The sequence below is a fragment of the Silanimonas lenta DSM 16282 genome, from assembly GCF_000429065.1.
GTDB classification, from domain to species: Bacteria; Pseudomonadota; Gammaproteobacteria; order Xanthomonadales; family Xanthomonadaceae; genus Silanimonas; species Silanimonas lenta.
In genome coordinates this window covers 496260-510357 of record NZ_AUBD01000001.1, presented here as the reverse complement: position 1 = coordinate 510357, position 14098 = coordinate 496260, and the positions used below count along the sequence as shown (strand labels likewise).

At 73.5% G+C, this 14098-nt stretch carries 11 protein-coding genes; 6 read left to right on the top strand and 5 right to left on the bottom strand.

All coding sequences use genetic code 11. The annotated features are described in order from the left end of the window. Nucleotides 1-39 precede the first annotated feature (39 nt). Together G408_RS0102385 and G408_RS0102380 are read left to right on the top strand one after the other, a co-directional pair. A complete protein-coding gene (locus G408_RS0102385) occupies nucleotides 40-1434 on the top strand; it encodes an alkaline phosphatase PhoX (RefSeq protein WP_037411775.1) in 1395 nt (464 codons plus the stop codon). Between the two features lie 35 nt (nucleotides 1435-1469). After that, complete coding sequence (locus tag G408_RS0102380) at nucleotides 1470-1865, top strand: MAPEG family protein (protein ID WP_028769786.1); 396 nt, start codon at nucleotides 1470-1472, stop codon at nucleotides 1863-1865. Here the strand turns inward: G408_RS0102380 and thrC are convergent. The 5 genes from thrC to G408_RS0102355 form a co-directional block, all read right to left on the bottom strand. Beyond that, a complete protein-coding gene (thrC, locus tag G408_RS0102375; RefSeq protein ID WP_028769785.1) occupies nucleotides 1838-3133 on the bottom strand; it encodes a threonine synthase in 1296 nt (431 codons plus the stop codon). The genes G408_RS0102380 and thrC overlap by 28 nt on opposite strands. A 4-nt stretch (nucleotides 3134-3137) precedes the next feature. Next, the gene (locus G408_RS0102370) at nucleotides 3138-4079 is read right to left on the bottom strand and encodes a homoserine kinase (protein ID WP_028769784.1); all 942 of its coding nucleotides are present in this window, start codon (nucleotides 4077-4079) and stop codon (nucleotides 3138-3140) included. Then, nucleotides 4076-6553 carry a bifunctional aspartate kinase/homoserine dehydrogenase I gene (thrA, locus tag G408_RS0102365; RefSeq protein WP_084628022.1) on the bottom strand — a complete coding sequence of 826 codons (2478 nt, stop codon included), beginning with the start codon at nucleotides 6551-6553 and terminating at the stop codon, nucleotides 4076-4078. The genes G408_RS0102370 and thrA overlap by 4 nt, the downstream gene beginning before the upstream one ends. Nucleotides 6554-6797: 244 nt before the next feature. Then, complete coding sequence (locus G408_RS0102360) at nucleotides 6798-8714, bottom strand: GGDEF domain-containing protein (RefSeq protein ID WP_028769782.1); 1917 nt, start codon at nucleotides 8712-8714, stop codon at nucleotides 6798-6800. Nucleotides 8715-8818: 104 nt separating this feature from the next. Beyond that, nucleotides 8819-10321 carry an aminotransferase class III-fold pyridoxal phosphate-dependent enzyme gene (locus tag G408_RS0102355; RefSeq protein ID WP_028769781.1) on the bottom strand — a complete coding sequence of 501 codons (1503 nt, stop codon included), beginning with the start codon at nucleotides 10319-10321 and terminating at the stop codon, nucleotides 8819-8821. 249 nt (nucleotides 10322-10570) lie between these two features. On the opposite strand from G408_RS0102355, the gene G408_RS0102350 reads away from it, so the two are divergent. From G408_RS0102350 to G408_RS0102335, 4 genes are read left to right on the top strand one after another with little or no spacing between them, the layout of a single operon-like run. Further along, entirely contained in the window at nucleotides 10571-11521 is a 951-nt protein-coding gene (locus G408_RS0102350) for an ABC transporter ATP-binding protein (protein WP_051282521.1), read from the top strand. Continuing rightward, nucleotides 11518-12291, top strand: coding sequence for an ABC transporter permease (locus G408_RS0102345; protein WP_028769779.1), 774 nt, complete (start codon nucleotides 11518-11520; stop codon nucleotides 12289-12291). The genes G408_RS0102350 and G408_RS0102345 overlap by 4 nt, the downstream gene beginning before the upstream one ends. Before the next feature lie 9 nt (nucleotides 12292-12300). After that, nucleotides 12301-13494: a sensor histidine kinase gene (locus tag G408_RS0102340; protein WP_051282520.1), complete on the top strand. Its 1194-nt coding sequence runs from the start codon at nucleotides 12301-12303 to the stop codon at nucleotides 13492-13494. Further along, a complete protein-coding gene (locus tag G408_RS0102335) occupies nucleotides 13491-14096 on the top strand; it encodes a response regulator transcription factor (RefSeq protein ID WP_028769777.1) in 606 nt (201 codons plus the stop codon). The genes G408_RS0102340 and G408_RS0102335 overlap by 4 nt, the downstream gene beginning before the upstream one ends. The last annotated feature ends 2 nt before the right edge of the window (nucleotides 14097-14098 follow it).

Genomic DNA, 14098 nt, shown 5'->3' with positions numbered 1-14098 from the left:
TGCTGCAATCGGGGCCGAGTCCGTTCCCGAGTGAGTTCCATGCGCCCCGATCCCGTGCTTGCCCGCCGCCGCTTCCTCGCCCTCTCTTCCGCCACCGCGGCGGCCGCGGCGCTCGGCCTCTCGCCCTTCGGCCGCCTGCTGGCCGCGGCCGGCCTGCCGGCGGGGCGGGTGGCCGGCTACGGCCCGCTGGCCCCGGTGGCCGACGAGAGCACCGGCCTGCCGCTGCTGCAGCTGCCGCCCGGCTTCCGCTACCGCAGCTTCGGCTGGGCCGGCACGCCGATGGCCGATGGCCTGCCCACGCCCACCCAGCACGATGGCATGGGCGTGGTGCATGCCGATGGCGCCCGGCTCACCCTGGTGCGCAACCACGAATGCGATGCCCAGCACCCGAGCCTGGCCCCCGCGGCCATGACCTACGACCCGGCCTCGAACGGCGGTACCAGCACCCTCGTCATCGATGCCGGCAGCGGCGAGCTGCTGGAGGCGCGCATGTCGCTCTCCGGCACCCTGCGTAACTGCGCCGGCGGCGTCACGCCCTGGCATAGCTGGCTGTCCTGCGAGGAGAGCGTGCTCGACGCCGGGCGGGTGGAGGGCAAGCGCCGCAGCGTGGAGTTCACCCGGCCGCATGGCTTCGTCTTCGAAGTGCCCTTCGACGGCGCCTCGCGCGCCGAGCCGCTGGTGGCCATGGGCCAGCGCCTGCACGAGGCGGCGGTGGTGCACGCAGCCAGCGGCGATGTGTACCTCACCGAAGACCTCGACCCGGCCGCCGGCTTCTACCGTTTCGTTCCGAAGGTGAAGGGCGAGCTGCAGCGTGGCGGTTCGCTGTGGATGCTGAAGGCCCATGGCGCCTCCGATCTGCGCCGTGGCCACCGCACGGGCGACCGCTTCAAGGCATCGTGGGTGCCCATCGAGCACCCCGAGCGCGGCCTCGGGCCCGAGGGCGGTCAGGACGGCAACCTGCGTGAAGGCGTGGCCAATGGCGGCAGCACCTTCGTGCGCCTGGAGGGCTGCTACGCCTCGGGCGACACCATCTATTTCATTTCCACGAGCGGCGGTGACGCCGGCGCCGGCCAGGTCTGGGCCTACGACGCCAGGGAGGAGAGCCTGCTGCTGGTCTACGAATCGCCGGCGCAGGAGACCCTCTACTACCCCGACAACGTGGTGCTCTCGCCGCGCGGCGGCCTCGTGCTCTGCCAGGACAGCTACCGCGACGAGCCGCAGTCGCTGTTCGGCCTGCAGCCCGATGGCGGCCTGTTCGAGTTCGCCCGCAACAACACCGTGCTCGACGGCCTGCACGGCTTCAGTGGCGATTTCCGCAACAGCGAGTTCGCCGGCGCCTGCTTCTCGCCGGATGGCCGCTGGCTGTTCGTGAACGTCTACACTCCGGGCTTCACCGTCGCCATCACCGGCCCGTGGAAGCCCGGGCTGGTCTGAGTCGACGCCGCCACGCCCTGGAGGTTCGCTGACCGATGCTCACCGGCCTGTACGCCGCGCTCTGCGCGCTGCTCGTCTTCGTGCTCTCGCTGCGCATCGCCCTGCTGCGCCGCCGCCTGCGGGTCGGCATCGGCGATGGCGGCGATGCCGGGCTGGCCCGGGCCATCCGCGCCCAGGCGAATGCCATCGAGTACATCCCGCTGCTGCTGGTGATGCTGCTGATCGCCGAGAACAACGGCGCCAGCGAGGTCTTCGTGCATGTCTGCGGCGCCGGGCTGGTGCTGGCCCGCGTGCTGCATGCGGTGGGCCTCTCCGGCTCGGCGGGGGTCAGCTTCGGCCGCTTCTGGGGCATCCTGCTCACCTGGGGCGTGCTGCTGGCGCTGGGCCTGCAGCTGATCTGGGGCTATATCGCCGCCCTGAGCGCCGCGTAATCGGCCTCGATGCGCTCCGCCCGGGCGGGCCGCGCCAGCAGGGCGGCGAAGGCCGGCGGCATCGCCGGGGCGTGCGCCAGTAGCGGGCCCACCACGTCGAGGAACTTGCTGGCGTGCGCCGTGGCCGCCACCGCCCAGTCGCGGGTGTCGCCGGCGGCGCGCAGGTCCTCCAGCGCGGCAAGGCCGCAGGCGGTATGCGGGCAGGGGGCGATGCCATGGCGCGCCCCGGCGCTGGCCACGGTGGCGCGGATGCGCGCATCGTCGATGCGCCGTACCTGCACCAGCGCGCGCGCCGCTGCCTCGTCGCCGCCCGCCAGCCAGCGCAGGCGTTCGAAGTTGCTGGGCGCGCCCACGTCCATGGCATTGGCCAGGGTAGGGATGGCGTCGCGGCCGCGGTAGGGGGCGCCGGCGGCGAATTCGGCCAGGGTGGGGTTGGCATTGGTGGCGAGCAGCACCTCGCCGAGGGGCAGGCCCATGGCGCGGGCCATGAGCGCCGCGAGCGCATTGCCGAGGTTGCCGCTGGGGATGATGAAGTTCAGCCGCCGGCCATGGCGGCGCTGGAAGCGCAGCGCGTGCATGGCGTACCAGCCCATCTGCGGCAGCAGCCGGCCGAGGCTGATCGAGTTGGCGGTGAGCAGGGGCCGCCCGGCGCGCAGCGCGGCATCGGCCAGGGCCTGCTTGGCGAGCCGCTGGCAGTCGTCGAACGTGCCGGCCACCCGCAGGGCGCGCACATTGCCGCCAAAGGCGCCGAGCGAATGGGCCTGGGCCGGCGAGACCTTGCCTTCCGGGTAGAGGATCAGCACGCGGAAGCCCTCACGGCCGTGGAAGGCCGCGCCCACCGCGGCGCCGGTGTCGCCGGAGGTGGCCACCAGCACCGTCTGCACCGGAGCCTCGGGCGGCCGCAGGGCCGAGAGCGCGGCGGCGAGGAAGCGCGCGGCGAGGTCCTTGAAGGCGGCGGTGGGGCCGTGGAACAGCTCGATCAGGTGATCGCCACGGCCGGCGAGCGGCACCAGCGGGATCTCGAAGGCCGCCGCCTCGGCGCAGAGCGCGGGGAGCTGCGGCGCCAGCGGGTCATCCCCCAGCAGGGGGCGCAGCAGGGCGGTAAGGGTGGCGGCGAGCGAGTCGTCCGGCAGGGCGGCGACATCGGCGGCATCGAGGCGCGGCAGGCGCTCGGGCACGTACAGCCCGCCATCGGGCGCGAGGCCGGCGCCGAGGGCTTCGCTGAAGCGCAGGGCCGGGGTGCCGCCGCGGGTGGAGAGGTAGCGCATCGTGTCAGTCCCTGGCAGTGAGCAGGCCGGCCGCCGGGCCGGCCACGGGGGAGACGAGCAGGGAGGCGGCGAGGCCCGCTTCCGCGAAGGCCTGCTGCATCGCCGCGCCGCCGGCCTCGGCGGTGGCCCGGCCTCGGAACCAGGCAAAGACGCTGGGCCCGGCGCCGGAGAGGCTGGCGCCGAGGGCGCCGGTATCGAGGGCGGCCTGCTTCACCGCCGCGAAGCCGGGCACCAGCGCCGCACGGCGCGGCTCCACCAGCACATCGTGCAGGCCGCGGCGCAGCAGGCCTTCATCCCCGCGCTCAAGGCCGAGCAGCAGGGCGGCGAGGTGGTGGGTCTGCCGCACCAGCGCGCCGATCGGATAGGGCTCGGCCAGCGCCGCGCGGGCCACCCGCGTTTCCAGCACCACCGCCGGGTGCACCACGGCGGTGAACAGCCAGTCCGGGGCCTTCAGGCGCACCGGGGCGCTGCCGTCCTCATGGAAGGCAGCCACGAGGCCGCCGAGCAGGGCTGGCGCGATGTTGTCGCCATGGCGGCTGCCGCTCGCCACGGCCTCGCCATCGAGGGCGAAGGGATAGAGCGCCTCCGCCGGCAGGGGCACGTCGAGCAGGGCATTCGCCGCCACCACCGCGGCCACCGCCGAGGCCGCCGAGCCGCCGAGGCCGGAGCCGAGCGGGATGCCCTTGCGCAGGCGCAGGGCGAAGCCGAAGGGCAGGTCGAGCGCGGCGCGCATCGACAGCAGGGCGGCCCCCGCGGTGTTGTCTTCGGGCCGGCCAGGCAGGGCGTCGGGGATGCCCTCGATGCCCTCGATCCGCACCTCGGGTGCGGCGATGCGGCGCACCGAGGCGAGGTCGTGCCAGCCCTCGAGGCTGTGCCCCAGCAGGTCGAAGCCCGGGCCGAGGTTGGCGCTGCTGGCCGGGGCGAAGGCCGTCGCCTCCGCCCTCACAGCCTGGCTCCGAGGTGGGCGGCGATGGCGAGCAGGTCGCCGAACACGCCGGCGGCGGTCACGTCCGGCCCGGCCCCGGGGCCTTTCACCACCAGCGGGCGGGAGTGGTAGCGCGCGGTGTGGAAGGCGAACAGGTTGTCGGTGCCCTGCGCGCTTGCCGCGGGGTGGTGGGGCTCCACCGCCCGCAGCGCCACCGAGGCGCCGCCGCTCGCGTCCACCTCGGCGAGATAGCGCAGCACCTTGCCCTCGGCCTTCGCGGCGGCGAGGCGTTCGGCCATCGGCGCGTCGAACTCGCCGAGGCGCTGCAGGAACTCGGGCAGGGGAAGGTCGCGCAGTGCCGGCGGCACGAGGGTCTCCACCGCCACCTGCGGCAGTGAGAGCGGCCAGCCGGCCTCGCGGGCGAGGATCACCGCCTTGCGCGCCACGTCGGTGCCCGAGAGGTCGTCGCGCGGGTCGGGCTCGGTATAGCCGGCGGCGCGGGCCTCGGCCAGCAGCGCGGAGAACGGCCGGCGGCCGTCGTAGTGGTTGAACAGCCAGGCCAGGGTGCCGGAGAACAGGCCGGCGATGCGCTGCGGCACATCGCCGGTATCGAGCAGGTTGCGCAGGGTGCCGATCACCGGCAGTCCGGCGCCCACCGTGGCCTCGTAGCGGAAGCGCGCGCCACTGCGCCGCCCGGCCTCGTGCAGGGCGGCGAGCCGGGCAGGATCGCCGCTGCCGGCATGCTTGCTCGGGGTGACGACGTGGATGCCCTGTGCCAGCCAGCCCTCGTAGCGCTCGGCCATTTCGGCCCGGCCCGAGCAGTCGACGATGATGGCGTGCGGAATGTGCTCGCTCTTCACGTGGCGGGTGAAAGCCTCGAGGTCGAGCGGCTCGCCGCGCTCGAGGTCGAGCGAGGCCAGCGTGGTATCGGAGCGCAGCATCCGCCGCGAGTTCGCCACGGCGCGGATGCGCAGGTCGAGCTGGCGCTCGCGCATCAGCCGGGGGCGGGCCTCGAGGATCTGCCGCAGCAGGGCGCCGCCCACGTTGCCGGGGCCGATCAGGCCGATCGACACCGTCTGCGGCGAGAGCCAGAAGGCGGTGTGCGCCACCCGCAGGGCGCGTTCGGCATCTTCCTCGCGCACGGCCAGCGAGACGTTGCGCTCGCTGGCGCCCTGGGCAATGGCCCGCAGGTTGATGCCGGCCCTGGCGATCGCGCTGGAGAGGCGGGCTACGATGCCGGGCGTGCCGATCATGCCGTCGCCCACCGCCGCCAGCACGGCAAGGTCGGGCTCGAGGTCGATGCCCTGCACCTGGCCGCTGGCGATGTCCTCGGCGAACTCGGCCCGCGCGGCCTCCAGCCCGGCCCCGGCCTGCTCGCGGCGCACCAGGGCGCAGATCGAGTGCTCGCTGGAGGCCTGGGTGATCATCACCACCGAAACGCCGGCCCGGTGCAGGGCGGCGAAGAAGCGCTCGGCGCTTCCCGGTACCCCCATCAGGCCGGAGCCGGCCAGTTCCAGCGCCGAGAGCCCGCGCACCAGCGAGAGGCCCTTCACCGGGCTGGCCGGGGCCGTGGGCCTGGCCACCACCCGCGTGCCCGGTTTTTCCGGCTGGCGCACGTCGCGCACGTGCAGCGGGATGCCGGCGGCCATGGCCGGGGCCAGGGCCTGCGGATGCAGGGCCTTGGTACCGAAATAGGCCAGTTCCATCGCCTCGGCGTAGCTGAGTTCCGGCAGCACCACGGCCTCGGGCTCGAGGCGTGGATCGGCCGACATCAGACCCTCGACTTCCTTCCAGATCGTCAGCTCGCGCGCCCCGAACAGCGCGGCGAACAGGGCCGCGGAGTAGTCGCTGCCGTTGCGGCCGAGCGTGGTGTGCGTGCCATCGGCGAGCCGGGCGAGGAAACCGGTGGCCACGAGATGGGGCTGCGGGTTGGCCTGCCGCCAGAGGGCAAGGCGCTCGCGGGTGGCATCTTCCTCCAGCCGCGCCCCGAGTTCGCCCTGCCGCACCACCAGCAGTTCGCGGGCGTCGAGCAGGGCCCAGTCCTCGCCGAGCAGGGCGGCGAGCAGGCGCGCCGACCACACCTCGCCCATGCCGCTGATGCGTGCGGCCTGGCCTGCATCCGGCCTGCCGGCGCGCAGATGCGCGAGGTCGGCCTCGAGCTGGGCGATGTCGCCATCGAGCAGGCTTGCCGGCAGGCCCAGCGTGGCGGGCAGGGCGCGGTGCGCGGCGAGCAGGAAGGGCAGGTCGGCATGTTCGCGCCCCGCGCGTGCTGCCGAGAGCGCGGCCAGCAGGCGGTCGGTGGTGCCCAGGGTGGCGGAGACCACGGCGAGCTGCGGTCGCGGCAGGCCGGCCTTCAGCAGCGCGGCGGCGCGTCGGAAGCCCGCGGCATCGGCCAGCGCCGCGCCGCCGAACTTGTGGGCATCGGGCGCGAGGCGGGCCTGCCGGTGCGCGTCGGCAGGGGCAGCGGAAGCGGAAGCGAGGGGGGCGGCATCCAAGGGGCGACTCCTTCGAGGAGGCCGGTCATTGGATGGGAAACCCCGCGTCCGTGACCGGCGCGGGGTGGTGGATCAGGTCGGCCACCCCGGCCCCTGGCAGGTGCCGGTCGTGGTGGTGAGGCCCACGACCGGCACGCCAATACCGATCACACCACCGCGGGTGGTGAGGCGAAGGGCAGGCGTGGCGAGTGCGTGGCGCATGACCCCACTTGAACCCGGCGCTCGTCGAGTTGTCAAGCCGGTGTCAAGTGGTTTCGTCGGAAACCACGCGGTTCCGGCCTTCCTGCTTGGCCCGGTACAGGGCGGCATCGGCACGGGCCAGCACGGCGGCGAAATCGGCATCGGTGGCACGCGCCTGCGCCACGCCCACGCTGACCGTCACCCGCAGGCCCGGCGCCACATCCCCGAGATCCAGGGCCTCGACGCCGGCCCGCAGCCGCCCGGCCACCTGCAGTGCCGCTTCGTTCGCGGTTTCCGTCAGCAGGCCGCAGAACTCCTCGCCGCCGATGCGGCCCATCAGGTCGAGGCGGCGCAGGGTGCGCTGGCACTCGCGGCCCACCCGCTGCAGCACCAGGTCGCCGACGGCATGGCCGAAGGTATCGTTCACCCGCTTGAAATGGTCGATGTCGATGGCGAGCACGCTGAAGGGCTGGCCCGAGGCGCGGGCCAGCCTGAAGGCCTCAGCGCCTCGGTACTCGGTCTGGCGGCGGTTGGCGAGGCCGGTGAGCGGGTCGGTCAGGGCCAGCAGGCGCAGGCGCCGCATCCGGGCCAGCTGACGCGCCATCAGGCCTGCCAGCACCAGCAGCAAAAGACCGCCGAGGACGAGCGCCACTCCCTGCCAGCGGCGCGCCGTCTCGAGCGCGCTGATCTCCTTGAGGCGTGCGGCTTCGCGGGCGCGCAGCTCGGCATTCTCGATCTCGCGCCGCGAGGCGTCGAACTGCTCGCGCATGAACTCGGTGCGCTGCGCCGAGCGCTGGCGGAAATCCTGCTCGTGTACTTCCACGAAGCGGTGCAGGTCGGCCAGCGCCTCGCGGTCCCGGCCTAGGCGCTCGTACAGGCGCGAGCGCTCGGGCAGGGCCAGGGCGAGGTAGCGCGCGTTCGATTCCGCCTCCCATGCCGCGATGGCGGCATCGAGCAGCGGCAGGGCTTCCTGTACGCGGCCGAGCCTGGCCAGCGCCTGCCCACGGATCAGGGCGACCATGCTGGGATCGCCCGGGTCGCCGGAGGCCTCGAAGTCGGCCTCTGCCTGCGAGAGCACGCCGAGGGCGCGCTGCGGAGCGCCGGCCCTGGTCTCGACGCTGGCCAGGGCGAGGCGGGCATAGCCGCAGTCGCTGCGGCTCTCGTTCGCGGTACAGAGCTCGAGGGCTTCGCCGATCACCCGGCGGGCATCCGCGAAGCGGTCGGTTTCCTCGAACAGGTAGCCGAGCTGCAGCAGGGTGATGAGCCGGTAGACCCAGTTGCCCTGGATCTCGGGCAGGGCGAGGCTGCGCAGCAGGTACTCCTCGGCCTGCCCGTACTCGCCCATGCGGCGGTAGGCGATGCCGGCGTTCTGCAGCACGATGGCATTGAGCGCGTCTTCGCCCAGGGCTTCCAGCAGGCGCTGCGCCTCGAGGGCGTCGGACAGGGCGCGGCCGAAGGCGTCGTTCATCGACTGCGCCCCCGCCCGTGCCGACAGCAGGGTGCCGAGCAGCAGGGTGTTGCCGCTCTCCCGGGCCTGTTCCACGGCGAGGTCGTAATCGGCCAGCACCAGCCCAGGCTCGCTGTTGCCCGGGCGGTAGATGCCGCGGCAGAGGTAGAGCAGGGCGAGGTTCGTCGGATCCGGCGCCGCCTCGGCCCGTTCCGCGGCGAGCAGGGTCTCGGCATGGCGCAGGGCCTCGCGGCGGTTGGCCCGTGGGGCGGAACAGGTGGCGGCCTCGAAACGGCGCAGGCGGAAGCGGTCGCCGTCCGGGACCAGGGCGCGCAGGCGGGCGATCAGTGGCGCGGCCTCGGCCGGGGTGCCCCCCAGACCCTCGCGGAGGCTCTGCTCGAAGGCCGCATCGAAGGCTGCGGCGTCCGCCGCCGGCGCACCGGCAAACCCACCCTCCGCGGCCGGAGTGGCGGCATGGAGGCGACAGACCGCCAGCAGGGCGAGCAGAAGAGCGATGGTACCGAGGCGTTGCATGGGCTTTCCTCGGGGATGCCGGCCCATCTTGACGGCATCCGCCATGAAAACAAGCCACCCGGCCGGAGCCGGGTGGCAGTCGCCTCGACGCGGGTGATGAAACCTCAGGCCGCCTCGGCCTCGGCAAGGCGCGGGCCGTGCAGCAGGGCCTGGCGTACCGCATCGACGATGAGCTCGGCCTCGGCGCTACCCACGGCGAACACCGGGGTGAAGCGCAGCGAGTTCGTGCCGCCGTGGATCACGTTCACCCCGCGCTCGCGGATGTATTCCTCGGTGCTGCCGGCGCCATAGCACTTGTAGTGCGGGGCGATCTCGCAGGAGAACAGCAGGCCGGTGCCCTGTACCTTGGTGATGGTGCCGGGCGGCAGCTCGGCCTTCAGCGCCTCCAAGCGGGCGAGGAACTCGGCACCGCGGGCGCGGATATTGGCCCGCAGCTCGGGAGTGAGTTGCGAGAGCGTGGCCGCGGCGGTGTCCATGGCGCGCGGGTTGGCGGTCATGGTGTTGCCGTAGGTGCCGCGGCGGTAGAGCGAGGCCGCGCGCTCGGTGACGGCGAGGATCGACATCGGGAACTGCGCGGCGTTCAGCGCCTTGGAGTAGGTCTCCATGTCCGGCGCCTCGAGGCCCTCGAAGCCCGGGTAGTCGACGATCGAGAGCACGCCATGGGCGCGCAGGCCGGCCTGGATGCTGTCGATGAGCAGCAGGGTGCCGTGCTCCTTGGTGAGTCGGCGGGCCTCGGCGTAGAACTCGGGCGGCAGGGCGCGGCCCGGGTCGCCTTCGCCCATCACCGGCTCGAGGAACATGGCCTCGAAGTACCAGCCATTGGCCTCGGCATCGGCGAAGGCCTGGCGCAGCGCCTCGATCGAGTAGGGCTCGATGGTGACGAGCTGGTCGGCGTGGTGCTTGTGGCTGGCGAGATGCTGGGCGTAGGTCTTGCGGCTGGAATCCGAGTACAGGGCCGGCAGCTCGGTGCGGCCGTGGAAGGCGCCCTTGATGGCGAGGCGCTTCACCCGCTTGCCGGCATGGCGGCCGCCCGGATCGGTGTGGAGCTTGGTGTTGACGTCGGCGATGCGTCCGGCCAGCGACACCGCCTCGGAGCCGGAGTTCAGCGCCAGGAACTTCGCGTAGGGGCAGCCGCCGCGGGTATGGCCGATCTCGGCGCGCAGGGCGCGCTCCAGCCGCAGGTGGCTGAGCGAGGGGGTCATGATGTTGGCCATCACCTGCGGCCTGGCCATGGCCGAGAGCACGGCGAAGGGCGTGTGGCCGAAACCGAGCATGCCATAGCCGCCGCAGTCATAGATCACCGCGCCCTTGAGCGTGACGATCCAGGGGCCGCGCGCGGCCAGCGCCACGTAGGGGTTCACCGCGTCGTCGGGGTAGAAGTTGAGGAAGCCGCCCTGTGCCAGCGCGATCTGCTCCGCCTCGCCGAGATCCAGCAGCTCCGGGAACTCGGCCTTCACCGCCGCGTACGCCTCCAGCGCGGCCTCGACGGCGGCGGACAGCTGCGGATGGGTGGCGGAGAAGCGCTCGATGACCTCGTCGGGAAGGCCGGGAGTGCGGACGGTGCCCGGATGGGCGCGGAGCGGTTGCAGGCGTGCGGCGAGGCTCATGGAAACTCCGTGTGGGCGGGAAACGAAAACAGCGCCAAGGCGGTGCTGGGCGCTGTTTTCCTTTGGAGAACAACAACTTGCCCCGATGCTAACACTGCCGGCGGGGGGTGGTAACCCCCGCTGCTTCAAACATGTGAATGAGGGCGGGGCCCGCCATGACAGCTGTCATGGCGCCGGGCTGACGCCGGCCACTGGGAGGGCGGACCGGCGGCGGGCGAGGCTGGACTCCCCCGTCCCGAGCCGACCGCCATGCCTGCCCTCCACGCCGCCCCCCGCCCGCTGCCCGAGGCCGCCGTCCTTGCCCGCCTCGCCGGCGTTCGCCACCGCTACGGCGCCGTCACCGCCCTCGATGGCCTCGATCTTTCTCTGCATGCCGGCGAGATGCTGGCCCTGCTGGGGCCGAACGGCGCCGGCAAGAGCACCGCCATCGGCCTGCTCACCGGCCTCTTGCGCGTGCAGGCGGGGCGGGTGGAGCTCTGCGGCGGCGATCCGCGCGACCCGGCCCGGCGGCAGGCCCTGGGCGCCATGCTGCAAGCGGCGCAGTTGCCCGAGACCCTGACGGTGCGCGAACTGCTGCAGCAGGCCAGCGCCGCCTATGCCATGCCGCGCCCGGAGGCCGAGACCCTGGCGCTCGCCGGTCTCGAGGCCCTGGCCCGGCGCCGCTACGGGGCGCTCTCGGGCGGCCAGCAGCGGCGGGTGCAGTTCGCCCTCGCCATCTGCGGGCGGCCGCGGGTGGTGCTGGTGGACGAGCCCACCACCGGCCTCGATGCCGAGGCCCGGCGCGCCTTCTGGGCGGTGCTGCGCAGCCTGCGCGAGGCCGGCGCGGCCCTGCTGCTGACCACGCATTACCTCGAGGAGGCCGATGCCCTGGCCGACCGGGTGGTGGTGCTGCGCGAGGGCCGCATCGCGGCCGAGGGCACGCCGCGCCAGCTCAAGGCGCGCAGCGGGGTGGCGCGTCTGCGGGCGGTGAGCGCCCTCGATCCGGCCGAAGTCGCCGGCCTGCCCGGGGTGCTCGAGGCCTGGCGCGAGGGCGCGGTGCTGCAGGTGCGCTGCCGCGACGCCAGCGCGCTCGCCCGCGAACTGCTGGCCCGCGATGCCGCGCTCAGCGGTCTGGAAATCCAGTCGGCCAGCCTCGAGGAGAGCGTGCTCGGTCTCGTCGCCGGCGATGCCGCCGCGCAGGATGCGGAGGCCGCGGCATGAACACCGCCGTCCTGCGCTTGCCGCCGCGCCGCCTGCTGCGCCTGCAGGCCCTCGAAACCCGCAATGCCCTGCTCGAGGTCTGGCGCCAGCCGTCCTTCGCCGTTCCCACCCTGCTGTTCCCCTTGCTGTTCTACGTGCTCTTCGGCCTCCTGTTGCCGAGCAGGACCGGCAGCGCCGCGCCGGCCCACTACCTGCTCGCCACCTATGGCGCCTTCGCGGTGATCGGCCCGGCCCTGTTCGGCTTCGGTGTGGGCATGGCAATGGACGAGGAGCGCGGCTGGCTGCGGCTGCGGCGCGTCTCGCCCATGCCGATGGCGGTGTATTTCCTCGCCCGCATCGCCACCGGCATGGTGTTCGCGCTGGCCGTGGTGCTGCTCTTGAGCGCGCTTGCCGCCCTGGCCGGCGGGGTGCGGCTGGAGCCCTGGCGCTGGGCCCTGCTCTGGGCAACCCTGGTGCTCGGCACGCTGCCCTTCAGTGCGCTCGGCCTGCTGGTGGGCTCGCTGGTACCGGCCCGGAGCGCGGTGGCGGTGGTGAACCTCATCTATCTTCCCCTGTCCCTGCTCTCCGGCCTCTGGGTGCCCATCCTGTTCTTCCCCGAGGGGCTGCAGCGCTTCGCCATCGCGCTGCCGGCTTTCCACCTCGGCGATCTCGCGCTCGCCATCGTGGGTATCGGTGAGGCCAATGTGCCGCTCTCGCTCACCGTGCTGGCCGGCTCGGGGCTGCTTTTCCTTGGCCTCGCGCTCGCCGTGCAGCGCCGCCGCCGCGGCTAGACTCGCCCCATGCGCACCTCCTCGCCCCAGGCCATCGGCCATTCCCCCGCGGATTCCGCCCCGGACTCCTGCGAGGCCCTGCGCGAACGCCTCGCCGCCGAGCCCGGCAGCCCCTCGCAGCGGGCCTGGCGCCGGCTCAACCTGGTCTACCTCGTCTTCGTCTTCCTGCCGCTCGTCTGGGCCCGGGGCGAGATGCTGCTGGCACTCGGCGCCACCCTGCTGGCCGTGGCCCTGTTCCTGCCGGTGTACTGGAAGGGCTACGAACTCGAGGGCCGGGCGGCCTGGGGCGCGGCGCTGGCGATGGCGGCACTGGGCTTCGCCCTCACGCCCTGGAACCCGGGCGGCAACACCTTCCTCGTCTACGCCTTCGCCAGCCTCGGCTTCTCCCAGCCCTGGCGCGCGGCCGTGGGCGGTGCGCTGCTGCTGATGCTGCTCTACGCCGGCTGGCTGCTGGCCCTGGGCCTGCCCATACCCTTCGCCATCGGCCCCGTCATCATCGGCGGCGCGGTGCTGGTGGGCGCCATCCTCGGCCGGCGCGAAATGCAGCGTAACGAGCGCCTGCGCCTCACCCAGGCCGAGGTGGAGCGCCTGGCCCGCGTGGCCGAGCGCGAGCGCATCGCCCGCGACCTGCACGACCTGCTGGGGCACACCCTGAGCGTGGTGGCGATGAAGAGCGAACTGGCGCGCAAGCTGGCCGAGCGCGACGGCTCGGCGGCGGCGGCGCACATCGGCGAAGTGGAGCAGGTGGCGCGCGAGGCCCTGAAGCAGGTGCGCGAGGCGGTGAGCGGCATGCGCTCGGCCCAGCTGGCGGTGGAACTGGTGAATGCCCGCCTCGCGGCGCTGGCGGTCGGTCTCGAGTTCGAGGCCCGGGTGGACCCGCTGCCGCCGCTCGATGCCGCGCAGGAGAACGCGCTCGCCATGGCCCTGCGCGAGGCCGTCACCAATGTGCTGCGCCATGCCGAGGCCTCCCGCATCGAGGTGGAACTGGCGCGCGAGGGCCGGGAACTGCGGCTTTGCGTGCAGGACGATGGCCGCGGCTGCCGGGGCGCGCCCGGCAACGGTCTGTCCGGCATGCGCGAGCGCGCCGGTGCCCTGGGCGGGCAGGTGCTGCTCGAGGTCCCGCCGGGCACCGGGCGCGGCACCCGGCTGTGCTTTGTGCTCCCTGTGGACGGGCGGCGGGCGGGCGAGGGGGCGCGGGCATGATCCGCCTCGTGCTGGCCGAGGACCAGGCCCTGCTGCGCGGCGCGCTCGCGGGCCTGCTGTCGCTGGAACCCGATCTGGAGGTCGTGGCCGAAGCCGGCGATGGCGACGCCGCCTGGGCCGCCGTGCAGCGCCACCGGCCCGACCTGCTGCTCACCGACATCGAGATGCCGGGCCTCACTGGCCTCGACCTCGCCGCCAGGGTGAAGGAGGCCGGCCTGCCCACCCGCGTGGTCATCGTCACCACCTTCGCCCGCGGCGGCTACCTGCGCCGCGCGCTGGACGCCGGCGTGCGCGGCTACCTCTTGAAGGACGCGCCGGTGGAGACCCTGGCCCGTGCCCTACGCGACGTGCATCGCGGCGGCCGCGCCATCGCCCCCGAGCTGGCGGTGGACGCCTGGCGCGAAGAGGCCGACCCGCTCACCGAGCGCGAGCGCGCCGTGCTGCGGCTGGCCGGCGAGGGCCTCTCCTCGCAGGACATCGCCCTGAAACTGCACCTCTCCAATGGCACCGTGCGCAACTACCTCAGCGAGGCCATCGGCAAGCTGGGTGCCAGCAACCGCGTCGAGGCGCACCGCCTCGCGCGGCAGAAGGGCTGGCTCTAGGC

Bases quoted from the DNA above. Each gene is read 5' to 3' on its own strand.
- G408_RS0102385 (WP_037411775.1), top strand. From the start codon at position 40: ATGCGCCCCGATCCCGTGCTTGCCCGCCGCCGCTTCCTCGCCCTCTCT.
- G408_RS0102380 (WP_028769786.1), top strand. From the start codon at position 1,470: ATGCTCACCGGCCTGTACGCCGCGCTCTGCGCGCTGCTCGTCTTCGTG.
- thrC (WP_028769785.1), bottom strand. From the start codon at position 3,133: ATGCGCTACCTCTCCACCCGCGGCGGCACCCCGGCCCTGCGCTTCAGC.
- G408_RS0102360 (WP_028769782.1), bottom strand. From the start codon at position 8,714: ATGCAACGCCTCGGTACCATCGCTCTTCTGCTCGCCCTGCTGGCGGTC.
- G408_RS0102355 (WP_028769781.1), bottom strand. From the start codon at position 10,321: ATGAGCCTCGCCGCACGCCTGCAACCGCTCCGCGCCCATCCGGGCACC.
- G408_RS0102350 (WP_051282521.1), top strand. From the start codon at position 10,571: ATGCCTGCCCTCCACGCCGCCCCCCGCCCGCTGCCCGAGGCCGCCGTC.
- G408_RS0102345 (WP_028769779.1), top strand. From the start codon at position 11,518: ATGAACACCGCCGTCCTGCGCTTGCCGCCGCGCCGCCTGCTGCGCCTG.
- G408_RS0102340 (WP_051282520.1), top strand. From the start codon at position 12,301: ATGCGCACCTCCTCGCCCCAGGCCATCGGCCATTCCCCCGCGGATTCC.
- G408_RS0102335 (WP_028769777.1), top strand. From the start codon at position 13,491: ATGATCCGCCTCGTGCTGGCCGAGGACCAGGCCCTGCTGCGCGGCGCG.